This is a genomic window from Streptomyces sp. NPDC001828 (assembly GCF_042892175.1).
GTDB lineage: Bacteria > Actinomycetota > Actinomycetes > Streptomycetales > Streptomycetaceae > Streptomyces.
Genome location: NZ_JBIATV010000021.1, coordinates 1 through 25,799 on the forward strand (window position 1 = coordinate 1; position 25,799 = coordinate 25,799).

Consider the following 25,799-nt stretch of genomic DNA (forward strand, 5'->3'; position numbering starts at 1 on the left):
GGCATTTCAGCCCGTCATGGGGGTCCCCCCTGGCCCTTGAGGCCTTGGGGGAGTTTGAGGACGAGCGCCCTTAAGGCGCGAACGGGGGTCTGGGGCGCAGCCCCAGGGAGCTGGACCCTTCGCCCCCCGTCACGGGCGGGTGGGTGGGCAAACCCCCCGGGCTCGGGGCGGAGCCCCAGGGGCTAGCCCACCCGGGCCGGTTCCTTCGGGGTGGCGGGTTCGGGGGTGTCGGGGGTGCCGAACCACGCCACCGCCACCGCGCCGCCCACCGCCAGGACGAACCCGAGCACCGCCATCCACGCGAGGCCCGCCCGCGACGCGTCGCCCAGCCACAGGACGCCGATCGCGCCCGGGAGCACCGTCTCGCCCACCACCAGCGCCGCCGTCGCCCCGTTCACCGAGCCGATCTGCAGGGCCACCGTGTGCAGGTACATGCCGCCGATGCCGGCGACCAGGATCGCGTACAGGGCCGGGTCGGTGAGCAGGGCCCCGGCGTCGAAGGGGTCCACGCCGTTCAGGACCCGTACGCCCACCCCGAGCGCACCGAAGCCGAGCCCGGAGAGCAGCCCCGCCAGGATCGCGGCGCGCGAGCCCAGGAGGCGTACGGCCACCGTGCCGCCGGCCATCAGGAGGAGCGCGATCGCGAGCAGCCACCAGTGCGTGGCCACATCCGTGTGCCCGCTGCCCTCGTGGCCCGCCGCCGAGGCGAGCAGCACCAGGGCCGAACACACCACCCCGATCGACGTCCACTCAGCGCGGCTCAGCCGGATGCCGAGCAGCTTGACGCTTAGTACGGCCGTGATGACGAGGTTCGCGCTGATCACCGTCTGCGACAGGAAGAGCGGAAGCAGCCGGGCCGCCAGCGCGCCGAGCCCGAACCCGACGAAGTCGAGGATCGTGCCGACGATGAACTCCCAGGTCATCGCGGCCTTCGCGGTCGAGGAGAGGCTCGGCCCGCCGTGCTGGGTGCGGTCACCGGCGGCCGCGTCGAGGCGGGCGGCCTTGCGGGACCCGACGGCTTGCAGGACCGAGCCCGTGCCGTAGCAGACCGAGGCGGCGATGGCGGTCAGCAGACCGAGCAGCACAGAAGACTCCGTTCATGGCGGGGGCAACCCGTTCACCCCACTCCGCTTTACCAGACGTTTACCGCCCTTTGGGAGTTGCCTGGGGTCGGTCCTTTTCTGGACCACCCCGAACGGGCCGCGCTAACGCGCCATGCGGGCCAGCGCGTCGGGTGCCTCCGAGACCGAGTCGACCAGGGCGATCCGGGCCGCCATCGGCCGGTCCTCGGCCAGCGCCTGGAGCAGGGGCCAGGTCGGCAGCCGCTCGGTCCAGTGCCGCCGGTCGACCAGGACCATCGGCGTCGGCGTCCCCCGCGACTCGTAGTAGTTCGGCGTCGCGTTGTCGAAGATCTCCTGCACGGTCCCGGCCGCACCCGGCAGGAAGACGACGCCCGCGTTGGAACGGGCGAGCAGCCCGTCCTCGCGGGTGGCGTTCGCGAAGTACTTGGCGATGGCGCCCGCGAAGGCGTTCGGCGGCTCGTGGCCGTAGAACCAGGTGGGGATGCCCACCGACGTGCCGCCGCGCGGCCACTTCGTCCGTACCTCGAAGGCGGCGCGCGCCCAGGCGGACACCGACGGCCTGAACGAGGGCTCCCCGGCCAGGAGTTGGAGGGCCGAGGTCAGCATCGCGTCGTCGAAGGGCGCCGCGTACGCCCCCAGGTTCGCGGCCTCCATCGCGCCCGGCCCGCCCCCGGTGGCGACGGTGAACCCGGCCCGGGCGAGGGTGCGGCCGAGCACGGCCGCACCCTCGTACTCGGCCGTGCCACGGGCCATCGCATGGCCGCCCATCACACCCACCACCCGCGCCCCGACGAGCAGTTCGTCCAGGGCGTCGGAGATCGCGTCGTCGTGGATGGAGCGCAGCATCGAGGAAAATATGTCGCCGTCGGCCCTGGTCCGCTGGAACCAGTCGTACGACAGCGCGTCCGGGGTCCGCTCATAGCCCTCCGCGAGCCCTTCGAAGAGCTCGGCGGGGGAGTAGAGCGCGCCCCGGTAGGGGTCGAACGGAACATCGGGCACGGGCGGGAAGACCAGCGCGCCGTCCGCCCGCACCTTGGCGGCCGCGTCCGGCTCCATCGCGCAGCCGAGGAACACCGCGCCCGCGGTGTCGACGCCGAGCAGGGCGGAGGTACGGCCCGTCAGGTCGACCGACTGGACGCGGTAACCGGCGAGTTCGCCCCGCTCGGTGGCCGCGTCGAACTCGGCCAGTGATTCGATCTCGGTGTCGCTGCCCGCGGGGAACTTCGCTTCGTCTTCCGGCACGCCCACATGCTAGGCGCTGCCCCTTTCGGTCCCCGCTCGCGGGTCCCCGGGGCCGGATCCACACCCGGATCCGGCCGCCGCGACGCCTACCGCAGGGGGAGCGCCGCCACTTCCGCGACGAGCACCGTCAGCGGGGTGAAGACCGCGAGCAGGGCCGCCGCCCGCAGCAGCGCGGCGGTCCGCAGCACGGCCGCGGGCGTGCCGAGGGACACCAGGGCCGCCGTGGTGTGGGCACGCGCATGGCGTGATTCCAGGGCCGCGGTCAGCAGCGTCGCCACCGTGCAGCTCATCACCAGGGCCGCGCCGAGCCCGGTCAGCGGGCCGAAGGGGTGCGGGCCCGCCCGGTCGCCGTACAGGGTGGCCGCCGCGATCGCCCCGGAGGCCACCGCCGACACCACCCCGAGCGGGCGTCCGATGCGCCGGGCCTCCGCCATCAGGACCCGGCCCGCGAGCAGCCGGGCCGCGCCCGGCCGGGCCAGCTGGAGCAGCCGCCCGCTGAAATGGGCGAGGGCCGGACCCGCGAAGGCGAGGCCCAGCACGGTGATCACCCAACCGCCGAGCACCCCCGCCGGAGTGCCCTCGGGGTGGCCCGGCATCGGGAACGCGGCGCCCTGCGCGCCCCGGCTCGCGTACGTCTCGACCGCGAGGCCCGCCGCGACGAGCGCGAAGCCCCACGGCAGTCCGGCCGGCGCGGCCGCCGGCTCCTCGGGGTGCACCGGGTCGCTGGTGCGGCCGGGGCGCGGCGGGTGCGGGCGCAGGGCGAACCCGGCGGCGGCGGAGGCCACCACCGGCAGCACCGCGAGCAGGGTCAGGGCGCCCGCCAGCGGCATCGGCTCGTCGGCGGCGAGCAGACCGGCCGCGGCGCCGTCGAAGGGCAGCCCGTCGATGTCGCCGCGCAGGTGCAGATAGACCAGGAGCGCCACCGCCGAGCCCAGGGTGCAGGTCACCGCCGTGGACGCGGCGGCGATAGCGGCGAGACGGGCCGGGCCGAGCCCCACCGCGGAGAGCCCCGGGCGCGGACGGGTGCTCGGGTCGGTGCGGGCCACCGCGACCGCGAAGTACACCGTGGCCGCCAGCGGGACCGCGCACCACAGCAGCCTCAGCACCGAACTGCCGGGATGGCCGACCGCGTAGCCGAGCGTGCACAGGAGCAGGAAGCCGACCCCGGCGGACGCGGCGGCCACCAGCAGGCGGCGCAGCAGGACCAGGGGATGGGTGCCACGGGCTAGACGGAGAGCGAGCACGCGGCGATACCCTCCGCTTCCGAAGTACCGTTGTCCGTACGGGAGTTGACCCGTCGCCCGTCGATGAGGACCACCGTGCGGTCGGCGAGGGCAGCCACGTCCGTGTCGTGGGTGGCGATGAACGTGGTGATGTGGTGCGAGCGGGCCGCGGTGAGCAGGGTGCGCAGCACCTGGGCGCGGTCGGCGCTGTGCAGGGTCGCGGTGGGCTCGTCCGCGAACAGCACGGCGGGCTCGGTGATCAGGGCGCGGGCGATCGCCACCCGCTGGCGCTGCGCCTGGAGCAGGGCGTGCGGGCGCTTCTTGGCGCAGGTGTCGACGTCGAGCCGCTCCAGCCACTCCAGAGCGGTCTTCTTCGCGGTCCGGTGCGCCACGCCGCGAAGGAGCAGCGGCAGAGCCGCGTTCTCCCACGCGCTCAGCTCGGGAACCAGGGCGGGCTCGGGGTCGATCCAGGCGAACCGGTCGCGCCGCAGCCGCTCGCGGGCCACCGCGCCCAGGGTGTGCACGGCCCCGCTGTTGAACCACACCTCGCCCTCGTCCGGCACGACCGCGCCCGACAGACAGCGCAGCAGGGTCGTCTTGCCGGAGCCGCGCGGGCCGCCGACGGCGAGGATCTCGCCCTCGCGGGCCCCCACGCTGACCTCGGTCAGAGCGGGCGAGCCGCTGTGGGAGTGGTGCAGGGAACGTGCCCACAGCACGTCGTTGTCCGGCGGAGCCACCATGGTGCACACCTCGGTTCAGATCAGATTTCCTGCTCCCCGTACGGGGGAACGAAGGCAGGGCCGATCGGTCACTGGGCACGCTAGGCACTGGGGTGTGGCTGCCTTGACAGCACGCGGCCCGGCCGCCCCCATCTCACTCGGATGGGCGCGGCCGGGCCGTGGCGGGGACGGTCAGAGCTTCGTCCAGGCCTCCGTCAGGACCTGCCGCAGGACGCCCTCGATCTCGTCGAAGGTCCCCTGGTCGGAGATCAGCGGCGGGGCGAGCTGGACGACCGGGTCGCCGCGGTCGTCGGCCCGGCAGTACAGGCCGTTGTCGTAGAGCGCCTTGGAGAGGAAGCCGTACAGGACGCGCTCGGTCTCCTCGTCGTTGAACGTCTCCTTGGTGGCCTTGTCCTTCACCAGCTCGATGCCGTAGAAGAAGCCGTTGCCGCGGACGTCACCGACGATCGGCAGGTCGTGCAGCTTCTTGAGGGTGTCGAAGAAGGCGCCCTCGTTGTCCAGCACGTGCTGGTTGAGGCCCTCCTTCTCGAAGATGTCGAGGTTGGCCAGGCCCACCGCCGCGGAGACCGGGTGGCCGCCGAAGGTGTAGCCGTGCAGGAAGGTGTTGTCACCCTTGTAGAACGGCTCGGCGAGCCTGTCCGAGATGATGCAGGCGCCGATCGGGGAGTAGCCCGAGGTCATGCCCTTGGCGCAGGTGATCATGTCCGGCACGTAGTCGAACTTGTCACAGGCGAACATCGTGCCCAGGCGGCCGAAGGCGCAGATGACCTCGTCGGAGACGAGCAGCACGTCGTACTTGTCGCAGATCTCGCGGACCCGCTGGAAGTAGCCGGGCGGCGGCGGGAAGCAGCCGCCCGCGTTCTGCACCGGCTCCAGGAAGACGGCGGCGACGGTCTCGGGGCCCTCGAAGAGGATCTCCTGCTCGATCTGGTCGGCGGCCCAGCGGCCGAAGGCCACCGGGTCCTCGCCGTGGATCGGGGCGCGGTAGATGTTGGTGTTGGGCACCTTGTGCGCGCCGGGGACCAGCGGCTCGAAGGGGGCCTTCAGGGCGGGCAGACCGGTGATGGACAGGGCGCCCTGCGGGGTGCCGTGGTAGGCGACCGCGCGCGAGATGACCTTGTACTTCGTGTGGTTGCCGGTGAGCTTGTGGTACTGCTTGGCCAGCTTCCACGCGGTCTCGACGGCCTCGCCGCCACCGGTGGTGAAGAAGACCTTGTTGAGGTCGCCCGGCGCGTAGTTCGCGAGGCGCTCGGCGAGCTCGACGGCCTTGGGGTGGGCGTAGGACCACACCGGGAAGAAGGCCAGCTCCTGCGCCTGCTTGTAGGCGGTCTCGGCGAGCTCGTGACGGCCGTGGCCGGCGTTGACGACGAACAGGCCCGACAGGCCGTCCAGGTACTTCTTGCCCTTGTCGTCGTAGATGTAGGTGCCCTCGCCACGGACGATGGTGGGAACGGGGGCGTTCTCGTACGACGACATGCGGGTGAAGTGCATCCACAGGTGGTCGTAGGCGGTCTGGCTGAGGTCCTTGCTCACGGCTATCGGGTTCCCCACATATAGGTCTGCTTCTTCAGCTTGAGATAGACGAAGCTCTCGGTGGAACGCACGCCGGGGAGGGCGCGGATCCTCTTGTTGATCACTTCGAGAAGGTGGTCGTCGTCCTCGCAGACGACCTCCACCATCAGGTCGAAGGAGCCCGCGGTCATCACCACGTACTCGCACTCGGCCATGGCCGTCAAGGCCTCCGCCACGGGGTCGAGGTCGCCCTCGACGCGGATGCCGACCATCGCCTGCCGCCGGAACCCCACGGTGAGCGGGTCCGTGACGGCGACGATCTGCATCACGCCCTGGTCGAGCAGCTTCTGCACGCGCTGGCGCACGGCCGCTTCCGACAGGCCAACGGCCTTGCCGATCGCGGCGTAAGGACGGCGTCCGTCCTCCTGGAGCTGTTCGATGATCGCCAGGGAGACGGCATCGATCGACGTCCCATTGCTGCGACGCGCAGCGTCTCCCTGGGGGGCGGTGGTCGGGAGACGGGAGGGAGATCCGTTCCCGATCCTGGGGTCTGTGCTTCGGCTGGCCACGAAGCCACTGTGCACGCGACTCGTCCGTCCCGCAACCCCAAAGCGATGAAATTCGTTGTTCCGTGACCTCCAGAGCACTGAATCCGAAGTTCACGGGCGGTAGGTCTGTCGAAAGCGTCACCTCAGCGACTAGGGTGGGTCGTCTCACCCATCGGACATCGGACCGGGAGGCCAGCGAAGTGACCACCGAACTGCGTCGTTTGCGCAACTACATCGACGGAGAGTTCCGCGATGCTGCCGACGGGCGGACCATCGAGGTGGTCAACCCGGCCACGGGACTGCCCTACGCGACCTCGCCGCTCTCCGGCCAGGAGGACGTGGATGCCGCCATGGCGGCCGCGGCCAAGGCGTTCCCCGCCTGGCGCGACACGACCCCCGCCGAGCGCCAGCGGGTCCTGCTCAAGATCGCGGACGCCTTCGAGGAGCGGGCCGAGGAGCTGATCGCGGCCGAGTCGGAGAACACCGGCAAGCCCCTTGAGCTCACCCGCACCGAAGAAGTGCCGCCGATGGTGGACCAGATCCGCTTCTTCGCCGGCGCCGCCCGGCTGCTCGAAGGCCGCAGCGCCGGCGAGTACATGGAGGGTCTGACCTCGATCGTCCGCCGCGAGCCGGTCGGCGTCTGCGCGCAGGTCGCGCCGTGGAACTACCCCATGATGATGGCGGTCTGGAAGTTCGCCCCGGCGCTGGCCGCGGGCAACACCGTCGTCCTCAAGCCGTCGGACACCACCCCCGCCTCGACCGTCCTGATCGCCGAGATCATCGGCGCGATCGTCCCCAAGGGCGTCTTCAACGTCATCTGCGGCGACCGCGACACCGGCCGCGCGATGGTCGAGCACAAGACCCCGGCCATGGCCTCCATCACCGGTTCGGTACGCGCCGGCATGCAGGTCGCCGAGTCCGCCGCCAAGGACGTCAAGCGCGTCCACCTGGAGCTCGGCGGCAAGGCCCCGGTCGTCGTCTTCGAGGACTGCGACCTCGCCAAGGCCGTCGAGGACATCGCGGTCGCGGGCTACTTCAACGCGGGCCAGGACTGTACGGCCGCGACCCGCGTCCTGGTCCACGAGTCGATCCACGACGACTTCGTGACCGCGCTCGCCAAGGCGGCCTCCGAGACCAAGACCGGGCAGCCGGACGACGAGGACGTGCTGTACGGCCCGCTCAACAACGCCAACCAGCTGAAGCAGGTCGCCGGCTTCATCGACCGCCTCCCCGCCCACGCCAAGGTCGAGGCGGGCGGCCACCAGGTCGGCGAGCAGGGCTACTTCTACGCCCCGACCGTCGTCTCCGGCCTGAAGCAGGACGACGAGATCATCCAGAACGAGGTGTTCGGGCCGGTCATCACCGTCCAGTCCTTCACCGACGAGGCCCAGGCCCTTCAGTACGCGAACGACGTCGAGTACGCCCTCGCCTCCTCGGTGTGGACCAAGGACCACGCCCGCGCCATGCGGATGTCCAAGAACCTCGACTTCGGCTGCGTGTGGATCAACACCCACATCCCGCTGGTCGCCGAGATGCCGCACGGCGGCTTCAAGAAGTCCGGCTACGGCAAGGACCTCTCCGCTTACGGCTTCGAGGACTACACCCGCATCAAGCACGTGATGACGTCCATCGAGGGCTGAGCGCGCTGAGCGGAGCCTGAACAGGGTCTAGGGGCGGGGGAGTTGTCCCCCGCCCCTTTCCGTTGCCGCCGTGCCCCCGACAGGGTGTCTGGCCTGGGGCGCCGGGCTGTACGCAGCGTCCATTGAACGCGGTGGGCGCGGGGGGCATCCTGCCGGAATGCGACCGACCGCGTTCCCCGCAGCCCGTGCCCTGTCCCGCCGCAGCCTGCTGCGCGCCCTCGGCGGCGGCGCCGCGCTCGGCGCGCTGGCCGGCTGCGGGGTCCCCGCGGCGTACGTCGAACCGGGCGACCGGGCCGGGCGCGACCGCTCGGCGGCCGACAAGTCCCTCACCTTCGCCAACTGGCCGCTGTACATAGACGTCGACGACAACGACGCCTCCCGGCGGCCCACCCTGGACGCGTTCACCAAGAGCACCGGGATCTCCGTCACGTACACCGAGGAGATCAACGACAACGACGAGTTCTTCGGGAAGATCAGCCCGGCCCTGATGAACCACCAGGAGACCGGCCGGGACCTGATGGTCATCAGCGACTGGATGGCGGCCCGGTTCGTCCGGCTCGGCTGGGTGCAGCGGATGGACCGCGCCAAGCAGCCCAACGTCACCCGCTACCTCGACCCCCAGCTGCGCACCCCCGCCTTCGACGACGGGCGGCTGCACAGCGTCCCGTGGCAGTCCGGGATCACCGGCATCGCGTACAACAAGAAGAAGCTCGGCCGCGAGATCCAGCACGTCGGCGACCTGTGGGACGCGCGGCTCGCGGGCAAGGTGACGCTGTTCTCCGGGCTCGACGAGTCGTTCGCGCTCCTGATGCAGGGCAACGGCGTCGACATCACCCGGTGGACGGCCGACGACTTCCACCGGATGTGCGACCAGGTCGAGAAGCAGGTCGCGAAGAAGCAGATCCGCCGCTTCACCGGCAACGACTACACCAGCGACCTCAACAAGGGCGATGTGCTGGCCTGTCAGGCCTACAGCGGTGATGTCTTCCAGCTCCAGGCCGACAACCCCGACATCGAGTTCGTGGTGCCCCAGGAGGGCGGCGAGCTGTGGGCGGAGTCGATGATGATCCCCAACCTGGCCCGCCACAAGGCGAACGCCGAGGCGCTGGTCGACTACTACTACGACCCCCAGGTCGCGGCCGAACTCGCCGCCTCGGTCAACTACGTGTGCCCGGTGCCGGCCGCCCGCGAGGTCCTCGCCTCCTCCAAGGACAAGGACGAGGCCCAACTCGCCGAGGACCCGCTGATCTTCCCCGACGACGCGATGCGCGGGCGCCTCGCCATCGCCCGGGACATCACCTCCGATGAGCGGGTCGAGTTCGCCAAGCGCTGGAACGAGATCGTGGGTCTTTGACCGTGGTTCTTCGGGCGGGCGCCGGGCCGGCCCGACCGAGGGCGACCCAGTTTTTTGAACATGTTCAAGCGGGGCGTACGCTGCGGTCATGAGCGAGCGAAACGCCCTGCTGAGGCGTACCCGCGTGTGGCTGGCCGTGTTTGTCGTGTGCCTGGTGCTGAGCGGGCTCACGGCCTTCCCGCTGGTGCACGAACTGCGCTGGACGCAGTCCCTGCTGCACGGCACCCCGCTCGGCGACGCGCTGCCGGGCCTGACCGGCTGGATCGACCGGGTGCGGGCCGGCCTCGACACCGCCGACGCCGACTACCCCTTCCTGCTCTACGGAACGGACTGGCTCGCCTTCGCCCATCTCGTCATCGCGGTCGCCTTCTACGGGGTCCTGCGCGACCCCGTACGCAACATCTGGGTCGTCGAGTTCGCGATGATCGCCTGCGCGGGGATCATCCCGGTGGCCCTGATCTGCGGGCCCCTGAGGGGAATCCCCTTCTGGTGGTCGCTGATCGACATGTCGTTCGGGGTGTTCGGCGTGATCCCGCTGTACGTGGTGCGCCGCAAGATCAAGGTGCTCGAGGAGATGGGGGAGCGGGTGGCCGTGCCGGCCTGAGGAGGCCGGGGCAGTGCCCCGCGGTCGCCTACCGCCCCGACAGCACGGCCGACAGCGTGTCCACGCGGTTGGTGGTGATCGCGTCCACGCCGTGGCCGATGAGCCGGCGCTGGGTGCGTGCGGTGTCCGCTGTCCAGGCCGAGACGAGCAGCCCTTCGCGGTGGACGCGCGCCACCAGGTCCGAACTCACCAGGCCGAAGCGGTAGTTGAGCCAGCGCGGCCTGACGGCGTCGACCAGGGCCGGGCGCGGCGGGGCGGGCGTGGTCCAGGTCAGGGCGATCTCGGCGTGCGGGTCGGCGCGACGCACCCCCAGCATGGCGACCGGGCCCGCGCAGTAGTAGACCCGCTCGCCCGCCCCGCACTCGCGGACCGTGTTCACCACCTTGCGCACCGACTCCTCGGTGGCGCCCGGCAGGTCGATCATCACCCGGTGCGCCCCGGCCGCCATCAAGGCCTGGCGCAGGGTGGGGACCCCGCCGCCGGTGACCTCGATGACCTCCGCGTGCGGGAGCTCGGCCAGCGGGCGGTCGAAGTCCCACAGCCGCTTCAGCGTCTCGTCGTGCAGCAGCACGGGCACGCCGTCCCGGGTGGTGCGGACGTCGATCTCGACCGCGTCGGCGCCCCGCTCCAGGGCCGAGGCGATGGAGGGGAGCGTGTTCTCGCGGACGTGGTACGGGTCGCCGCGGTGGGCCACGGCTGTCACGGTGCGCATGGGGTCATTGTGCTGAGCGGTGGCGGGGGCGGCCAGCCGGAGCCCCCGCCGGCGGGGGTCAGCGGGCGAGCCACTTCGCGGTGTAGTCGTCGATCTCCCCGGCGAGCTTCGTCTTGCCCGCAGGGTCGAGGAACGACGCCTCGACGGCGTTCTTGGCCAGGTCCGCGAGTCCCCGCTCGTCCAGGCCGAGGAGGCGGGCGGCGACCGCGTACTCGTTGTTGAGGTCGCTGCCGAACATCGGCGGGTCGTCGCTGTTGACGGTGACCAGGACGCCTGCGGCCACCATCTCCTTGATCGGGTGCTGGTCCAGGTCGGGCACCACGCGCGTCGCCAGGTTGGACGTCGGGCAGACCTCCAGGGCGATCCGGTGCTCGGCGAGGTGCTTGAGGAGCGCCGGGTCCTGGGTGGCGCTGGTGCCGTGGCCGATGCGCTCGGCGCGCAGCTCGGTCAGCGCGTCCCAGATGGACTGCGGGCCCGTGGACTCGCCCGAGTGCGGTACGGAGTGCAGCCCGGCGGCGATGGCCCGGTCGAAGTACGGCTTGAACTGCGGGCGGGGCACGCCGATCTCCGGACCGCCCAGGCCGAAGGAGACCAGGCCCTCGGGGCGCAGCCCGTCCTCGGTGGCGAGGCGGGCCGTCTCGGCGGCGGCGTCGAGACCTGCCTCGCCCGGGATGTCGAAGCACCAGCGAAGCACGGTGCCGAACTCGGCCTCGGCGGCCCTTCGGGCGTCCTCGATCGCGTCCATGAAGGCGCGCTCGTCGATGCCCCGGCGGGTGGACGAAAACGGCGTGATGGTCAGCTCGGCGTAGCGGACGTTCTGCCGGGCCATGTCACGGGCCACCTCGTAGGTGAGCAGGCGCACGTCCTCCGGGGTGCGGATCAGGTCGACGACCGAGAGGTAGACCTCGATGAAGTGCGCGAAGTCCGTGAACGTGAAGTAGTCGGCGAGCGCCTCGGGGTCGGTGGGGACCTTCGAGTCCGCGTGCCGGGCGGCGAGTTCGGCCACGATGCGCGGTGAGGCGGAGCCCACGTGGTGCACGTGCAACTCGGCCTTGGGCAGCCCCGCGATGAAGGGGTGCAGGTCGGTCATGGGGTCCTCCATGGGTCTGCCGCGAGGGTCCTCGCGCGATGGGCGTCGTCGGCCTTCGCCGGTCGGGGATCATGGTAGGCCGGGCACGCGCGCCCGGAACCGTTGGCCGTAGCATGACGGAACCACGATGGGGGAGGCCCATGTCAGACAACACCCAGCAGCCGTCGGGAGGCCAGGAGCCCCGCGACCCCTGGGCTCCGCCGGAGCACAAGGTCCCGCTGGACAAGCCGCCGGTGCACGACCAGCAGACGGTCATATCCATGCCCGGCACACCGACCGAGGGCCAGTACCCCGCACCGCCGCAGGGAGCCCCCGGCGCCCCGGCCCAGGGCCCCTTCCCGGGCGCACCCGGCCAGCAGGCTCCCGGCCCCGGCTTCGGCGCCCCGACCCCGCCGCCCGCACCCGGCCAGGCGGCCCCCGGCAGCTACGGCTACCCCGCCTACCCGCAGCAGCCCGGACAGGGCTACCCGGGATACCCGGGCCAGCCCGCGTACGGCTACCCCGGCTTCACCGGGATCACCCCGCCGCAGAACGGCTTCGGCACCGCCGCGATGGTGCTCGGCATCGTCGCCTGTGCGTCCATGATCTGCACCTGGGGCGTGAGCGGCATCGTGCTCGGCACGCTGGCGCTGATCTTCGGCCTGCTCGCGAAGGGCCGGGTCCGCCGAGGTGAGGCCAACAACCGGGGCCAGGCCCTGGCGGGCGTCATCATGGGTATCGTCGGCATCGTGGTCGGCATCGCGATCCTGGTGCTGATGATCGTGGTCGTGGCCAACGCGCCCTCGCACGTCGACGACTACGACAGCGACTACTCGAACTTCCTGTCGCTGGCCGCGCCGGCCCGCTGAGGCACGCTCGCCGGGCTCGCCCCACCAGCTGGGCCGAGCTCCTGGGCTCGGCTCGGCTGCGCTGAGCCGGCCCGGCTGCCCGGGCCTGCTCAGCGCAGCCGCTCCCGCGCCTCCGTCAGGGCGAAGCCCAGCAGGTTCAGGCCACGCCACCGCGCCGGGTCCGCCGCCTCGGGGGCGTCCGCCGCGAGGCCTATGCCCCACACGCGGTCCAGCGGGCTCGCCTCGACCAGGACCCGGCTCCCGGTGCCGAGCAGATACTCCCGCAGCGCCTCGTCCTGACCGAACTTGTGCAGGCTGCCGGCCAGCACGATGCCGTACCGCTCCCGGCGCCACACCGCCTCGTCGAAGCCCCGCACCAGGCGGCCGGCCTTCTTCGCGAGCGCCGGATTCGCGGCCCCGACCGCCGCCCGCTCCGCCGCGAGGTCGCCGAACAGGCGCGCCTTCGACGCCATCATCCAGTGCTCGGCCGTCGCGTACCGCACGCCGTCCACCGTGAAGGGCGAGGGCCACCACTGGCTGAAACAGCTCGGGCCTAGCGACCCGTCCCGCTGCGGGCGGTGGCCCCAGAAGTGCAGAAACTTGATCCGTTCACCCTCATTGACCTGCGCGATCAGCTCGTCGAGCGGCGCGCGGTCCCCCGTGACCTCTTTCATGCACGCGAGTCTGGCACGCGCCACTGACACTCCGTCGGGCCATGACGGCCCCGACGCGACACATGGTCGACAGATTCCGTCGCGTAACCAAAAGGCAACAACGGAATCACTTGTTGGCCAGATGTGCCTCTGTCAGGATCGGCACTCAAATCGAGCTGAAGCTACGAAGAACGTGGGCGACATGGACACCGACACCGGCAGCGGCAACAGCACCCCCGCCAAGGACCGCTTCCCCGCGCAGGACCGCTTCGCGGCCGGCGCCCAGTACATCGGCGGGCGGCTGCGCCCCGGCACCTCCGGGCGCCGGCACGCGGTCGTCGATCCGGCCACGGGGAACACGGTCTACACGTACGAGCTCGCGGGCACCGCCGATGTCGACGCCGCGGTCGCCGCGGCCAAGGAGGCCTTCCCCGGCTGGTCCGGCGCCACCCCCGGCGAGCGCTCCGCCGCCCTGCACCGGTTCGCGGAGGTGCTCGCCGAGCGCGCCGAGGAGTTCGCGCGGGCCGAGTCCCTCCAGTGCGGCAAGCCGATCAAGCTGAGCCGCGAGTTCGACGTGCCCGGCACGATCGACAACACCGCGTTCTTCGCGGGCGCGGCCCGGCACCTGGAGGGCAGGTCGGCCGGGGAGTACGAGGGCGACCACACCTCCTACGTACGCCGCGAGCCCATCGGTGTCGTCGGCTCCATCGCGCCCTGGAACTACCCGCTCCAGATGGCCGCCTGGAAGATCCTTCCGGCGGTCGCGGCCGGCAACACCATCGTGCTCAAGCCCGCCGAGAACACCCCGCTGACCTCGCTCCTGTTCGCCGAGGCCGCCCGGGAGGCCGGCATCCCGGACGGTGTGATCAACATCGTCTCCGGGGCGGGCCAGGACGCGGGCGAGCACCTCGTCGGACACCCGGACGTCGTGATGACCTCCTTCACCGGGTCCACCGGGGTCGGCAAGCGCGTCGCCGAGATCGCCACCCGCACGGTCAAGCGCCTCCACCTGGAGCTCGGCGGCAAGGCCCCCTTCGTGGTCTTCGACGACGCCGACCTGGAGGCCGCCGTACACGGCGCGGTCGCCGCCTCGCTCATCAACTCGGGCCAGGACTGCACCGCCGCCACCCGCGCCTACGTCCAGCGTCCGCTGTACGAGGCCTTCGTCGAGCAGGTCGCCGCACTCATGGAGACCGTCCGGCTCGGCGACCCCTTCCGCGAGGACACCGACCTCGGCCCGCTGATCTCACACGTCCACCGCGACCGTGTCGCCGCCTTCGTCGAGCGGGCCAGGAGCTACGCCCGGATCGTCACCGGCGGCGAGGCCCCCGAGGGCGACGGCGCCTACTACCGGCCCACCCTCATCGTGGACGCGCCCCAGGACAGCGAGGTCGTCCAGGACGAGATCTTCGGCCCGGTCCTGGTGGTGCTGCCCTTCGACACCGACGACGAGGGCATCGAGCTCGCCAACGACACCCCCTACGGCCTCGCAGCCTCCGCCTGGAGCCGCGACGTCTACCGCACCGGGCGGGCCACCCGCGAGATCAAGGCGGGCTGTGTCTGGATCAACGACCACATCCCGATCCTCAGCGAGATGCCGCACGGCGGCTACAAGGCCAGCGGTTACGGAAAGGACATGTCGGCGTATTCCTTCGAGGAGTACACGCAGGTCAAGCACGTGATGTACGACAACACAGCGGTAGCCAGGAAGGACTGGCACCGCACGATCTTCGGGGACCGATAGAAGAGGCGGCCCGACCAGGCCACCGAACCCACCCGAAAGGGCATTCAGCGCATGGAGCAGTACGAGCCCGACCTCCCCCAAGCTCTCAACTCCCCCCGAGCGGGGAGGGACCCCCACCTCCCGGCCCAACTGGCCGCCGTTCGGCGCAGCCTGACCAACGGCCGGGGCGCCCTGACCCGCCGTTCCCTGCTGCGCGCCTCGGGCGTCGGCGCGCTCACCGTCGGAGGCCTCGCCACGCTGAGCGCCTGCGGCATCCCGGCGGCCAAGAAGGAGAACGGCGCCGGACCGTCCAACGCGGACCACTCCGCCCAGGAGAAGGAGGTCAACTTCTCCAACTGGACGCAGTACATGGACATCAGCGACGACAAGAAGCACCACCCGACGCTGGACGAGTTCACCCGGCGCACCGGGATCCAGGTCAAGTACACCGAGGACATCAACGACAACGTCGAGTTCTTCGGGAAGATCAAGCCGCAGCTCGCGGCGGGCCAGGACACCGGCCGGGACCTCGTGGTGCTCACCGACTGGCTCGCCGCCCGGCTCATCCGGCTCGGCTGGGCGCAGCAGCTCGACCCCGCCCACCTGCCCCATGCCTACGCCAACCTGGCCCCCCAGTTCCGGATGCCCGACTGGGACCCCGGCCGCGCCTACTCCTATCCCTGGACCGGCATCCCGACCGTCATCGCCTACAACTCCAAGGCGACCGGCGGCAAGAAGGTCGACTCGATCACCCAGCTGCTCGACGACCCCACCCTCAAGGGCCGCGTCGGCTTCCTGTCCGAGATGCGCGACTCGGTCGGCATGACCCTGCTCGACCTCGGCAAGGACCCCGCGAACTTCACCGACGCCGACTTCGACGCGGCGATCGGGCGGCTCCAGAAGGGGGTCGACTCCAAGCAGATCCGCCGCTTCACCGGCAACGACTACACCGGCGACCTGGTGAAGGGCGACCTCGCGGCGTGTGTCGCCTGGGGCGGCGACGTGACGCAGCTGCGCGCCGACAACCCGGACATCAAGTACGCGATCCCGGCGGCCGGTTACATGACCTCCAGCGACAACCTGCTCGTCCCGGCGAAGGCCCGGCACCAGGGCAACGCGGAGAAGCTCATCGACTACTACTACGAGCTGCCGGTGGCCGCCAAGCTCGCCGCGTTCATCAACTACCAGTGCCCGGTCGACGGGGTCCGCGACGACCTCGCCAAGATCGACCCGGCGCTCGCGGCGAACGAACTGATCCTGCCGGACAAGGCGATGGCCGCGAAGTCCCACTCCTTCCGCTCGCTCAGCGAGGCCGAGGAGACGGCGTACGAGCAGAAGTTCTCCAGGCTCATCGGAGCGTAGGCGCTCCTCGGGGTGCGGTGTTTTTCGGGTGCGGGTTCGCTGTGGCTGGTCGCGCCCACGCGGCGCAGCCGCACGATGTCACAGCCCCGCGCCCCTCAAGTCGCTCGGCTCTGCCCCCCCGTCATCCCCCTCTCTTCTCTCCCCCTCGACAACCCCTGGGACCCCACCCATGACTGACAGCACCGCCGGCGGCGACGTCCGCCTCACCGGGATCAGCAAGACGTACGGCTCCTTCACGGCCGTCCATCCGCTCGAACTGACCGTCCCGCAGGGCTCGTTCTTCGCCCTGCTCGGTGCGTCCGGCTGCGGCAAGACCACAACGCTCCGCATGATCGCCGGACTTGAGGAGCCGACCACCGGCACGGTCTTCCTCGGCGACAAGGACGTCACCGACCTGCCGCCCTACAAGCGGCCGGTGAACACCGTCTTCCAGTCCTACGCCCTCTTCCCGCACCTGAACGTCACCGAGAACATCGCCTTCGGGCTGCGCCGGCGGGGCATCAAGTCGGTGCGCAAGCAGGTCGACGACATGCTGGAACTCGTGCAGCTCGGCGACTTCGCCCAGCGCAAGCCGCACCAGCTCTCCGGTGGCCAGCAGCAGCGCGTGGCCGTCGCCCGCGCGCTCATCAACCACCCCCAGGTGCTGCTCCTGGACGAGCCGCTCGGCGCCCTCGACCTCAAGCTGCGCCGCCAGATGCAGCTGGAGCTCAAGCGCATCCAGACCGAGGTCGGCATCACCTTCGTGCACGTCACCCACGACCAGGAGGAGGCCATGACGATGGCCGACACGGTCGCGGTGATGAACGGCGGCCGGGTCGAACAGCTCGGCGCACCGGCCGAGTTGTACGAGAACCCGAGGACCACGTTCGTGGCGAACTTCCTCGGCACCTCCAACCTCATCGAGGCCGAGGTGGCCGAGAAGAGCGGCGAGGACCTCGTCGTCACCGCGGGCGGCGCCAAGCTGCGGCTGCCCGGCAGACGATGTTCGGCCCCCACGACGAGCGGCGGCAAGCTCCTCGTCGGCGTGCGCCCCGAGAAGATCTCGCTCGCCCACCGCGACGACGAGGGCGCCGTCGCCGACGGCCGCAACCGCGTCACGGGCCGCATCGTCGACTCGTCCTTCATCGGCGTCTCCACCCAGTACCTCATCGACTCCCCGGTGGGCAGCGGCCTTTCGGTGTACGAGCAGAACATCGAGCGGGACACCCGGCTCGTGCCCGGCGCCGAGGTCGTCCTGCACTGGAACCCGGCGCACACCTTCGGCCTGGACGCGGCGCAGGCCATCGACGCGGGCGTCGAGAAGGTCGAGGACGCCGCGTGACCGCGCTGGCCGAGGCGCCCGCGGAACCCACCGTGCGCAAGGCCTCCACCCGCAAGCGGCTCGTCCCGTACTGGCTGCTGCTGCCCGGCATCCTCTGGCTGATCGTGTTCTTCGCGCTGCCGATGGTGTACCAGGCCTCGACCTCCGTACAGACGGGCTCACTCGAGAAGGGCTTCCAGGTCACCTGGCACTTCCAGACGTACTGGGACGCCTTCAAGGAGTACTACCCGCAGTTCGTCCGGTCGCTGCTCTACGCGGGCACGGCGACCCTGCTGTGCCTGCTGCTCGGCTATCCGCTGGCCTATCTGATCGCCTTCAAGGCGGGCCGCTGGCGCAACATCGTCCTGGTCCTGGTCATCGCGCCGTTCTTCACCAGCTTCCTCATCCGCACCCTGGCCTGGAAGACGATCCTGGCCGACGGCGGCCCCGTGGTGCACGCGCTCGCCACCCTGCACGTCCTGGACGTCACCAACTGGCTCGCCTGGACCGAGGGAAGCCGGGTCCTGGCCACGCCGATGGCGGTGGTCTGCGGACTCACCTACAACTTCCTGCCGTTCATGATCCTGCCGCTGTACACCTCCCTGGAACGCATCGACTCCCGGCTGCACGAGGCGGCCGGCGACCTGTACGCGACCCCGGCCACCACCTTCCGCAAGGTGACCTTCCCGCTGTCGATGCCGGGTGTCGTCTCCGGCACGCTGCTCACCTTCATCCCGGCGAGCGGTGACTACGTGAACGCCGAACTCCTCGGCTCCACCGACCAGAAGATGGTCGGCAACGTCATCCAGTCGCAGTTCCTGCGCGTCCTGGACTATCCGACGGCCGCGGCCCTCTCCTTCATCCTGATGGCCATCGTCCTGATCATGGTCACCGTCTACATCCGCCGAGCCGGGACGGAGGACTTGGTCTGATGAGTCACATGCCCATTCTCAAGTGGCTGCGCCGCAACCTCGTGGTCATCGCGGGGCTCGCGACCCTCGCGTACCTGATCCTGCCGAACGTCGTCGTGATGGTGTTCTCGTTCAACAAGCCGAACGGGCGCTTCAACTACTCCTGGACGCGGTTCTCGACGGACGCCTGGAAGGACCCCTGCGGGGTCGCCGACATGTGCGGCTCGCTCTCGCTCTCGCTGCAGATCGCCCTCTGGGCGACGATCGGCGCGACCGTGCTCGGCACGATGATCGCCTTCGCCCTGGTCCGCTACCGGTTCCGGGCGCGCGGCGCGATCAACTCGCTGATCTTCCTGCCGATGGCGATGCCGGAGGTCGTGATGGCCGCCTCGCTGCTCACGCTCTTCCTCAACATGGGCGCGCAGCTGGGCTTCTGGACCATCCTCATCGCGCACATCATGTTCTGCCTCAGCTTCGTCGTCACCGCCGTCAAGGCCCGCGTGATGTCCATGGACCCCCGGCTCGAAGAGGCCGCGCGCGACCTCTACGCGGGCCCGGTCCAGACGTTCCTGCGGGTGACGCTGCCGATCGCCTCGCCCGGCATCGCGGCGGGCGCGCTGCTCGCCTTCGCGCTCTCCTTCGACGACTTCATCATCACCAACTTCAACGCGGGCTCCACCGTGACCTTCCCCATGTTCGTCTGGGGCTCGGCGCAGCGCGGCACACCCGTGCAGATCAACGTCATCGGGACGGCGATGTTCATCGTTGCCGTCGTGGTGGTCACCGCCGGACAATTCATTGCGAACCGGCGCAAGAACAGCGCGAAAGCGTAACCGTACGCAGTTCCTGAGGGAGTTGGAAATCATGGCCGTGACCCGAGCCATGAAGAGCGCAGCACGGCAGTCCCTGGCGGGCGCGAAGCCCGTCCCCTTCTGGCTGGAGGACCCCGGCCGCCCGGCGGCCCTGCCCGCCCTGACCGGCGACGAGAAGTGCGACCTCCTCGTCGTCGGCGGCGGCTACAGCGGCCTGTGGACCGCGCTGATCGCCAAGGAGCGCGAGCCCGGCCGCGACGTCGTCCTCATCGAGGGCAAGGAGATCGGCTGGGCCGCCTCCGGCCGCAACGGCGGCTTCTGCGCCGCCTCGCTCACCCACGGCCTGGGCAACGGGCTGGCCCGCTGGCCCGGTGAACTCGCCAGGCTCGAAGAACTCGGCGCGGCCAACCTCGACGCCATCGAGGCGGCCGTCGCCCGCTACAAGATCGACTGCGACTTCGAGCGGACCGGCGAGATCGACGTGGCCACCGAGCCGCACCAGCTGGAAGAACTGCACGAGATGTACGAGGAGGCGACCGGGCTCGGCTTCGGCGGGCTCGAACTCCTCGACGAGCGGGCGCTGCGCGCCCAGGTCGACTCGCCCACCTTCCTCGGCGGGCTCTGGGACCGCGACGGCGTCGCCATGCTCCACCCCGCCAAGCTCGTCTGGGGCCTGAAGCGGGCCTGCCTGGAGCTCGGCGTACGGATCTACGAGCACACCCCGGGGCTCTCGCTGGCCCGGGTCGGCAGCGGCATGGGCGTGCGCACCCCGTACGGCAAGGTGCGGGCCGAGCACGTCGCGCTCGGCACCAACGTGTTCCCCTCGCTGGTCAAGCGGCTGCGCCCGTACACGGTCCCGGTGTACGACTACGCGCTGATGACCGAGCCGCTCGACGCGGCCCAGCTCGCCTCGATCGGCTGGCAGGGGCGCCAGGGGCTCGGGGACGCGGCCAACCAGTTCCACTACTTCCGGCTCTCCGCCGACAACCGCATCCTGTGGGGCGGTTACGACGCGATCTACAGCTACGGCGGGAAGGTGCGCAGCGAGTACGACGACCGGCCCGAGACGTACGCCAAGCTCGCCGAGCAGTTCTTCCACTGCTTCCCGCAGCTGGAAGGACTCCGCTTCGGCCACGCCTGGGGCGGCGCGATCGACACCTGCTCGCGCTTCTCGGCGTTCTTCGGCACCGCCCACGGCGGACGGGTCGCCTACGCCGCCGGATACACGGGGCTCGGGGTCGGCGCGACCCGCTTCGGCGCCGATGTGATGCTCGACCTGCTCGCGGGGGAGCGCACCGAGCGCACCGAGCTCGAGATGGTGCGCACCAAGCCGCTGCCGTTCCCGCCGGAGCCGGTGGCATGGGCCGGCATCGGCATCACCAAGTGGTCGCTCGCCCGGGCCGACGAGCGCGGCGGGCGGCGCAACCTCTGGCTGAAGGCGATGGACCGGGTCGGCCTGGGCTTCGACAGCTGAGTGCCTGATCATTCTGTACGCCCCCGGTCACGCCGGGGGCGTACCCCTTTCGATCACCATGTGACCCAGCTCACTGCCGATTGGTAGCCGAAAGTCGCGTCATAGCCCGGCCCGGGGCCGCTCTCTCCCGTGGACGCACTGGCTGTGCCCAGTGGAGTGGGTTGATCGGAGGACGGCAATGACTGCCTCGGGGTCGAAGACCGCGGTGGAATGGCTGGCGTCGGTGGCGCCGGATCCCGACGCCTGCCGGTGGGAATGGGAGCGCAACCCCCATGGGGTCGCCCTCCTTCCGGCCGGCCGGCGCTGGGACGTACTGATCCTGCCGGGCGGGCTCGGGCACCACACGCTCGATGTGCTGACCCGGCTCGTGGACCACCCCGGTCCCGTGCTCGCCGACTTCGGCGACGCGCGGATGGGCTTCTTCGTGCCGCCCGGCACCGCGGCGCGCTGGCTCGGCACGGGGGTGCGGGGGGCGGGCCACGGCACCTGGATCGTGGTGCCCTACCCGGGCCGGGCGACCGGCGGGGTGCGGTGGCTGGTGCCGCCCGACGGCTCGGGCACCCTCACCGACCCCACGCTTCTGGAGCTGGCGATGCACGAGGCGGCGGCCAGGATCGCGCGTGACGGGGACAACCGGGACAAGGGGGACTGAGCGGGGCCGGTCGGCTGCCAGAGGTCTTGACAACCCGATTGGTCTGGACCATGTTGTGCGCACTTCGTGTCTCAATACCCCCTTGCCTGGAGGCAGTTGTGGACCGCACCAGACATCCGGCCCTCCGGTCATCCCTCTGTGCCACCCTGACGGCGGCCGCCCTCGCCGCGGCCGGACTCGTCGCGTCGGCGCCCTCCGCGCACGCCGCCGACACCGACCTCATGCGCAACGGCGGCTTCGAGTCCGGGCTCGACGGCTGGAGCTGTACCGCGGGCAGCGGCGCCGTGGTCGCCTCGCCCGTGCACGGCGGCACCCACGCCCTGAAGGCCACCCCGGCCGGCAGCGACAACGCGCAGTGCGCCCAGAGCGTCGCCGTACAGCCCAACTCCACCTACACGCTGAGCAGTTGGGTGCAGGGCAGCTATGTCTACCTCGGCGCGTCCGGCACCGGCACGACCGACGTGTCGACCTGGACCCAGTCCGCGCCGTCCTGGCAGCAGCTGACGACCACCTTCAAGACCGGCGCGAACACCACTTCGGTGACCGTCTACACCCATGGCTGGTACGGCACCGCCGCCTACGGGGCCGACGACGTGAGCCTGATCGGGCCCGGCGGCGCCCCCGTCCAGAAACCGGCCTCCCCCACCGGGCTCACCGCCTCCGGTGCCACCTCCTCCAGCATCGGCCTGAGCTGGTCCCCGGCCACCGGCGCCACCGGATACAACGTCTACCGCGACGGCACCAAAGTGGCCTCGGTGAACGGGACTTCGGCCACCGTCACCGGCCTCGCCCCCAGCACCGCGTACAGCTTCCAGGTCACCGCGACCAACAGCGCGGGCGAGTCGCCCAAGTCGGCCGCCGTCGGCGCGACCACCACCAGCGGCGGCACCACCCCGCCGCCCTCGGGGCACGCCCTGGTCGGCTATCTGCACGCCTCCTTCGCCAACGGCGCCGGCTACACGCGCATGGCGGACGTGCCCGACGACTGGAACATCATCGACCTCGCCTTCGGCGAGCCGACCTCCGCGACCTCGGGCGACATCCGCTTCAACCTCTGCCCGGTCAGCGAGTGCCCGACCGTGGAGTCGCTCACCGACTTCAAGGCGGCCATCAAGGCCAAGCAGGCCGCCGGCAAGAAGGTGCTGATCTCCATCGGCGGGCAGAACGGCCAGGTCCAGCTCACCACGACCGCCGCCCGCGACACCTTCGTCTCCTCCGTCTCGAAGATCATCGACGACTACGGCCTCGACGGCCTCGACATCGACTTCGAGGGCCACTCGCTCTCGCTCAACACCGGCGACACCGACTTCAGGAGCCCCACGACTCCCGTCATCGTCAACCTCATCGACGCCCTGAAGACCCTCAAGGCCAAGTACGGCTCCAAGTTCGTCCTGACCATGGCCCCGGAGACGTTCTTCGTGCAGATGGGCTACCAGTACTACGGCTCGGGACCCTGGGGCGGCCAGGACCCGCGCTGCGGCGCCTACCTGCCGGTGATCTACGCCCTGCGCGACTCGCTCACCCTGCTGCACGTCCAGGACTACAACTCGGGCTCGATCATGGGCCTCGACAACCAGTACCACTCGATGGGCGGCGCCGACTTCCACATCGCCATGACCGACATGCTGCTCACCGGCTTCCCGGTCGCGGGCGACGCCGCCAAGACGTTCCCGGCACTGCGGCCCGACCAGGTCGCCATCGGCCTGCCCGCCTCCACTCAGGCCGGCAACGGCTGGACCAGCCCCGCCGAGGTCACCAAGACCCTGGACTGCCTGACGAAGAAGGCGAACTGCGGCACCTACCAGACCCACGGCAGCTGGCCGGGCCTGCGCGGACTGATGACGTGGTCCATCAACTGGGACCGGTTCAACGGCGGCGAGTTCTCGAAGAACTTCGACGCATACCCGTGGAGCTGAGCACCAGGAGCGCCCCGCACAGACAGCAGCTGGCCAGCACGTCCAGGGGCCAGTGGTAGCCGTGCAGCACCAGACCGGTGCCCGTCGCCGCCGTCAGTATCCCGGCGGCGACGGGCAGCGGCCGGCGTCGGCGTACGACGGGGGAGAGCAGCAGCGCGACCGAGCCGTACGCCACCATCGCGGTCGCGGTGTGGCCCGAGGGGTAGTAGCCGGTGGCGGGGTCGAACGGACCCGGCCGGGCGATCCACTCCTTCACCGGCACCACGAGCAGCGGTACCAGCGCCATCGTGGCGGCGGCGATCAGGGCCCGTCGGCGCAGACCGCGCCACAGGGCGTAGCCGATCGCGAGGGCGAGCACGGGCAGGGCGACCGGCATGCTGCCGAGGTCGGAGAGTCCCTCGGCGAGCCAGGAGGGGCCGTGGCCGGTGAGCGGGGGATCCAGGCGCTCGTCGAGACGGCGCAGCGGGCCGCCCGAGGCGACCTGCCAGGTGATGACCGCGAACGCGCAGAGCAGCGCGGCGAAGAGGAAAGCCGGCCGCCCCGGAACAGGGGGGGAGGTTCCGGGGCGGCCGCCTTGACCGGCCTTCCGCTCGCCCCGGGGGGTGTGGGGCGGTCGGTCGTCCGATCGGTGAGGAGTTCCGGAGCCGGGGGCTCCAGTGGTGTGCGCGAGGGCACGACCAGGGCAGGGCTGGGGAAGCTCCGCTCTGGAATCGCCCGCAGTCCCCTGCGGGCGGGGTGTTTCTCTCATCTGCGGAAACCGTACGACAGACAGCGGGGGACCGACAGCGGGAACTCCATCCCGCCATTGGCCCCCCACACCTTCTTCACAGGCGGTACCGGTCGCCCCTCAGACGCCGGCGAAGGCCTGCTCGATGATGTCGAGGCCCTCGTTGAGCAGGTCCTCGCCGATGACCAGCGGCGGCAGGAAGCGCAGCACGTTGCCGTAGGTGCCGCAGGTCAGGACCAGGAGGCCCTCCGCGTGGCAGGCCTTGGCGAGCGCGCCGGCGGCCTCCGGGTTCGGGGTCTTCGAGGCGCGGTCCTTGACCAGCTCGATCGCGATCATGGCGCCGCGGCCGCGGATGTCGCCGATGATGTCGTACTTCTCGGCGATGGTGGCCAGGCGGGCCTTCATGACCTCCTCGATGCGCTTGGCCTTGCCGTTGAGGTCGAGCTCCTTCATCGTCTCGATCGCGCCGAGCGCGGCGGCGCAGGCCACCGGGTTGCCGCCGTAGGTGCCGCCGAGGCCGCCGGCGTGGGCGGAGTCCATGATCTCGGCGCGGCCCGTCACGGCGGCGAGCGGCATGCCGCCCGCGATGCCCTTGGCGGTGGTGATCAGGTCGGGGACGATGCCCTCGTCCTCACAGGCGAACCACTGGCCGGTGCGGCAGAAGCCGGACTGGATCTCGTCCGCGACGAAGACGATGCCGTTGTCCTTGGCGAACTGGCTGATGGCCGGCAGGAAGCCCTTGGCCGGCTCGATGAAGCCGCCCTCGCCGAGCACCGGCTCGATGATGATCGCGGCGACGTTGTCCGCGCCGATCTGCTTGTTGATCATGTCGATGGCCTGCGCGGACGCCTCGGCGCCGGCGTTCTCCGGGCCGGTGAGCCAGCGGTAGCCGTAGGCCACCGGCACCCGGTAGACCTCGGGCGCGAACGGGCCGAAGCCGTTCTTGTACGGCATGTTCTTGGACGTCAGGGCCATCGTCAGGTTGGTGCGGCCGTGGTAGCCGTGGTCGAAGACGACGACGGCCTGGCGCTTGGTGTACGCACGGGCGATCTTGACGGCGTTCTCGACGGCCTCGGCGCCCGAGTTGAACAGGGCGGACTTCTTCGCGTGGTCGCCCGGGGTGAGCTCGGCGAGCTGCTCGGCGACGGCGACGTAGCCCTCGTACGGCGTCACCATGAAGCAGGTGTGCGTGAAGTCCTGCAGCTGGGCGCTCGCGCGGCGCACCACGGCCTCGGCGGAGGCGCCGACCGAGGTCACCGCGATACCGGAACCGAAGTCGATCAGGCGGTTGCCGTCGACGTCCTCGATGATGCCGCCGCCCGCGCGCGCGGTGAAGACGGGCAGCGTGGAGCCCACACCGGCGGCGACCGCCGCGAGACGGCGGGCCTGAAGCTCCTGCGACTTCGGGCCGGGGATGGCGGTGACGACGCGGCGCTCCTGCGGGATCGCGCTCATGAGGGGCTCCTGGAGATTTTCTGGGGGATTCGGACGCTTCCTTGGCTTTCTTGGCAGGCTAGGGCGCGGGGACGGCCCGTGGCATGCGCCGTTCGGTAGTGGTGGGGGTGTGTCCCTTGTCCTCGGCGGACAGTTCCCCCGGGCGGGCGCGCGGTGCGCGGCAGCGGTGAACCGTCGTGCGCTGCCACTAGATTGAGCGTTCGCACCGCTCGGAACGGACCTGGCTGGTCAGGGGGCAAG

22 protein-coding genes and 1 pseudogene are annotated in these 25,799 nt (G+C 70.7%); 11 read left to right on the plus strand and 12 right to left on the minus strand.

What is annotated here, in order from left to right:
* Window positions 1-182: 182 nt before the first annotated feature.
* The 6 genes from ACFYZA_RS38025 to ACFYZA_RS38050 all read right to left on the minus strand — a co-directional run bounded on the left by ACFYZA_RS38025 (window position 183) and on the right by ACFYZA_RS38050 (window position 6,368).
* Window positions 183-1,085, minus strand: coding sequence for a hypothetical protein (locus ACFYZA_RS38025; RefSeq protein WP_382600365.1), 903 nt, complete (start codon window positions 1,083-1,085; stop codon window positions 183-185).
* Between the two features lie 120 nt (window positions 1,086-1,205).
* Window positions 1,206-2,324, minus strand: a complete 1,119-nt coding sequence (locus ACFYZA_RS38030) for an LOG family protein (protein WP_382600368.1) — start codon at window positions 2,322-2,324, stop codon at window positions 1,206-1,208.
* Between the two features lie 86 nt (window positions 2,325-2,410).
* Window positions 2,411-3,568: a hypothetical protein gene (locus tag ACFYZA_RS38035; RefSeq protein ID WP_388494874.1), complete on the minus strand. Its 1,158-nt coding sequence runs from the start codon at window positions 3,566-3,568 to the stop codon at window positions 2,411-2,413.
* Entirely contained in the window at window positions 3,550-4,287 is a 738-nt protein-coding gene (locus ACFYZA_RS38040; protein ID WP_382600372.1) for an ABC transporter ATP-binding protein, read from the minus strand. Before ACFYZA_RS38040 ends, ACFYZA_RS38035 begins: the two co-directional genes overlap by 19 nt.
* A gap of 171 nt (window positions 4,288-4,458) precedes the next feature.
* On the minus strand, window positions 4,459-5,838 hold the full coding sequence (locus ACFYZA_RS38045) for an aspartate aminotransferase family protein (protein ID WP_382600374.1): 1,380 nt from the start codon (window positions 5,836-5,838) through the stop codon (window positions 4,459-4,461).
* Window positions 5,823-6,368, minus strand: a complete 546-nt coding sequence (locus tag ACFYZA_RS38050) for an Lrp/AsnC family transcriptional regulator (protein ID WP_382600376.1) — start codon at window positions 6,366-6,368, stop codon at window positions 5,823-5,825. Before ACFYZA_RS38050 ends, ACFYZA_RS38045 begins: the two co-directional genes overlap by 16 nt.
* A gap of 179 nt (window positions 6,369-6,547) precedes the next feature.
* On the opposite strand from ACFYZA_RS38050, the gene ACFYZA_RS38055 reads away from it, so the two are divergent.
* The 3 genes from ACFYZA_RS38055 (at window position 6,548) to ACFYZA_RS38065 (ending at window position 9,945) form a co-directional block, all read left to right on the plus strand.
* Window positions 6,548-7,987: a gamma-aminobutyraldehyde dehydrogenase gene (locus ACFYZA_RS38055; RefSeq protein WP_382600378.1), complete on the plus strand. Its 1,440-nt coding sequence runs from the start codon at window positions 6,548-6,550 to the stop codon at window positions 7,985-7,987.
* A gap of 190 nt (window positions 7,988-8,177) precedes the next feature.
* Window positions 8,178-9,341 carry a spermidine/putrescine ABC transporter substrate-binding protein gene (locus ACFYZA_RS38060; protein ID WP_382600386.1) on the plus strand — a complete coding sequence of 388 codons (1,164 nt, stop codon included), beginning with the start codon at window positions 8,178-8,180 and terminating at the stop codon, window positions 9,339-9,341.
* Between the two features lie 88 nt (window positions 9,342-9,429).
* On the plus strand, window positions 9,430-9,945 hold the full coding sequence (locus ACFYZA_RS38065) for a hypothetical protein (protein ID WP_388494875.1): 516 nt from the start codon (window positions 9,430-9,432) through the stop codon (window positions 9,943-9,945).
* Window positions 9,946-9,973: 28 nt separating this feature from the next.
* Here ACFYZA_RS38065 and ACFYZA_RS38070 read toward each other — a convergent pair whose 3' ends face one another.
* The 4 genes and pseudogenes from ACFYZA_RS38070 to ACFYZA_RS38085 form a co-directional block, all read right to left on the minus strand.
* On the minus strand, window positions 9,974-10,657 hold the full coding sequence (locus ACFYZA_RS38070; protein ID WP_388494876.1) for a glycerophosphodiester phosphodiesterase: 684 nt from the start codon (window positions 10,655-10,657) through the stop codon (window positions 9,974-9,976).
* A gap of 58 nt (window positions 10,658-10,715) precedes the next feature.
* Complete coding sequence (locus ACFYZA_RS38075; protein ID WP_388494877.1) at window positions 10,716-11,747, minus strand: adenosine deaminase; 1,032 nt, start codon at window positions 11,745-11,747, stop codon at window positions 10,716-10,718.
* A gap of 516 nt (window positions 11,748-12,263) precedes the next feature.
* A pseudogene (locus tag ACFYZA_RS38080) lies at window positions 12,264-12,347 on the minus strand (hypothetical protein); the annotation flags it as partial.
* 337 nt (window positions 12,348-12,684) lie between these two features.
* Window positions 12,685-13,278, minus strand: a complete 594-nt coding sequence (locus ACFYZA_RS38085) for an NADAR family protein (RefSeq protein ID WP_382598358.1) — start codon at window positions 13,276-13,278, stop codon at window positions 12,685-12,687.
* 151 nt (window positions 13,279-13,429) lie between these two features.
* On the opposite strand from ACFYZA_RS38085, the gene ACFYZA_RS38090 reads away from it, so the two are divergent.
* The 8 genes from ACFYZA_RS38090 to ACFYZA_RS38125 all read left to right on the plus strand — a co-directional run bounded on the left by ACFYZA_RS38090 (window position 13,430) and on the right by ACFYZA_RS38125 (window position 23,377).
* Entirely contained in the window at window positions 13,430-14,971 is a 1,542-nt protein-coding gene (locus tag ACFYZA_RS38090; protein ID WP_382598360.1) for a gamma-aminobutyraldehyde dehydrogenase, read from the plus strand.
* Window positions 14,972-15,022: 51 nt separating this feature from the next.
* The gene (locus ACFYZA_RS38095) at window positions 15,023-16,312 is read left to right on the plus strand and encodes a spermidine/putrescine ABC transporter substrate-binding protein (RefSeq protein WP_382598362.1); all 1,290 of its coding nucleotides are present in this window, start codon (window positions 15,023-15,025) and stop codon (window positions 16,310-16,312) included.
* A gap of 169 nt (window positions 16,313-16,481) precedes the next feature.
* Window positions 16,482-17,633: an ABC transporter ATP-binding protein gene (locus tag ACFYZA_RS38100; RefSeq protein ID WP_388494878.1), complete on the plus strand. Its 1,152-nt coding sequence runs from the start codon at window positions 16,482-16,484 to the stop codon at window positions 17,631-17,633.
* Window positions 17,630-18,544: an ABC transporter permease gene (locus tag ACFYZA_RS38105; protein WP_388494879.1), complete on the plus strand. Its 915-nt coding sequence runs from the start codon at window positions 17,630-17,632 to the stop codon at window positions 18,542-18,544. Before ACFYZA_RS38100 ends, ACFYZA_RS38105 begins: the two co-directional genes overlap by 4 nt.
* Window positions 18,545-18,552: 8 nt before the next feature.
* Window positions 18,553-19,356: an ABC transporter permease gene (locus tag ACFYZA_RS38110; protein ID WP_382598367.1), complete on the plus strand. Its 804-nt coding sequence runs from the start codon at window positions 18,553-18,555 to the stop codon at window positions 19,354-19,356.
* A 31-nt stretch (window positions 19,357-19,387) separates the two neighbouring features.
* Entirely contained in the window at window positions 19,388-20,809 is a 1,422-nt protein-coding gene (locus tag ACFYZA_RS38115) for an NAD(P)/FAD-dependent oxidoreductase (protein ID WP_382598369.1), read from the plus strand.
* Window positions 20,810-20,987: 178 nt separating this feature from the next.
* Window positions 20,988-21,461 (plus strand): hypothetical protein, encoded by a 474-nt coding sequence (locus ACFYZA_RS38120; RefSeq protein WP_382598371.1) that lies wholly within the window; start codon window positions 20,988-20,990, stop codon window positions 21,459-21,461.
* 98 nt (window positions 21,462-21,559) lie between these two features.
* The gene (locus ACFYZA_RS38125) at window positions 21,560-23,377 is read left to right on the plus strand and encodes a chitinase (protein ID WP_388494880.1); all 1,818 of its coding nucleotides are present in this window, start codon (window positions 21,560-21,562) and stop codon (window positions 23,375-23,377) included.
* On the opposite strand, the gene ACFYZA_RS38130 is transcribed toward ACFYZA_RS38125, so the two are convergent.
* Complete coding sequence (locus ACFYZA_RS38130; RefSeq protein WP_388494881.1) at window positions 23,328-24,125, minus strand: phosphatase PAP2 family protein; 798 nt, start codon at window positions 24,123-24,125, stop codon at window positions 23,328-23,330. The two genes, ACFYZA_RS38125 and ACFYZA_RS38130, sit on opposite strands and share 50 nt — an antisense overlap.
* A gap of 99 nt (window positions 24,126-24,224) precedes the next feature.
* Window positions 24,225-25,559, minus strand: a complete 1,335-nt coding sequence (gene gabT / locus ACFYZA_RS38135; protein WP_161246215.1) for a 4-aminobutyrate--2-oxoglutarate transaminase — start codon at window positions 25,557-25,559, stop codon at window positions 24,225-24,227.
* Between the last annotated feature and the right edge of the window lie 240 nt (window positions 25,560-25,799).

Excerpts from the sequence above, each read along its gene's own strand:
- ACFYZA_RS38095 (WP_382598362.1), top strand. The coding sequence starts at position 15,023 with ATGGAGCAGTACGAGCCCGACCTCCCCCAAGCTCTCAACTCCCCCCGA.
- ACFYZA_RS38090 (WP_382598360.1), top strand. The coding sequence starts at position 13,430 with ATGGACACCGACACCGGCAGCGGCAACAGCACCCCCGCCAAGGACCGC.
- ACFYZA_RS38120 (WP_382598371.1), top strand. The coding sequence starts at position 20,988 with ATGACTGCCTCGGGGTCGAAGACCGCGGTGGAATGGCTGGCGTCGGTG.
- ACFYZA_RS38100 (WP_388494878.1), top strand. The coding sequence starts at position 16,482 with ATGACTGACAGCACCGCCGGCGGCGACGTCCGCCTCACCGGGATCAGC.
- ACFYZA_RS38070 (WP_388494876.1), bottom strand. The coding sequence starts at position 10,657 with ATGCGCACCGTGACAGCCGTGGCCCACCGCGGCGACCCGTACCACGTC.
- ACFYZA_RS38130 (WP_388494881.1), bottom strand. The coding sequence starts at position 24,125 with ATGAGAGAAACACCCCGCCCGCAGGGGACTGCGGGCGATTCCAGAGCG.
- ACFYZA_RS38110 (WP_382598367.1), top strand. The coding sequence starts at position 18,553 with ATGCCCATTCTCAAGTGGCTGCGCCGCAACCTCGTGGTCATCGCGGGG.
- ACFYZA_RS38065 (WP_388494875.1), top strand. The coding sequence starts at position 9,430 with ATGAGCGAGCGAAACGCCCTGCTGAGGCGTACCCGCGTGTGGCTGGCC.
- gabT (WP_161246215.1), bottom strand. The coding sequence starts at position 25,559 with ATGAGCGCGATCCCGCAGGAGCGCCGCGTCGTCACCGCCATCCCCGGC.
- ACFYZA_RS38115 (WP_382598369.1), top strand. The coding sequence starts at position 19,388 with ATGGCCGTGACCCGAGCCATGAAGAGCGCAGCACGGCAGTCCCTGGCG.
- ACFYZA_RS38075 (WP_388494877.1), bottom strand. The coding sequence starts at position 11,747 with ATGACCGACCTGCACCCCTTCATCGCGGGGCTGCCCAAGGCCGAGTTG.
- ACFYZA_RS38040 (WP_382600372.1), bottom strand. The coding sequence starts at position 4,287 with ATGGTGGCTCCGCCGGACAACGACGTGCTGTGGGCACGTTCCCTGCAC.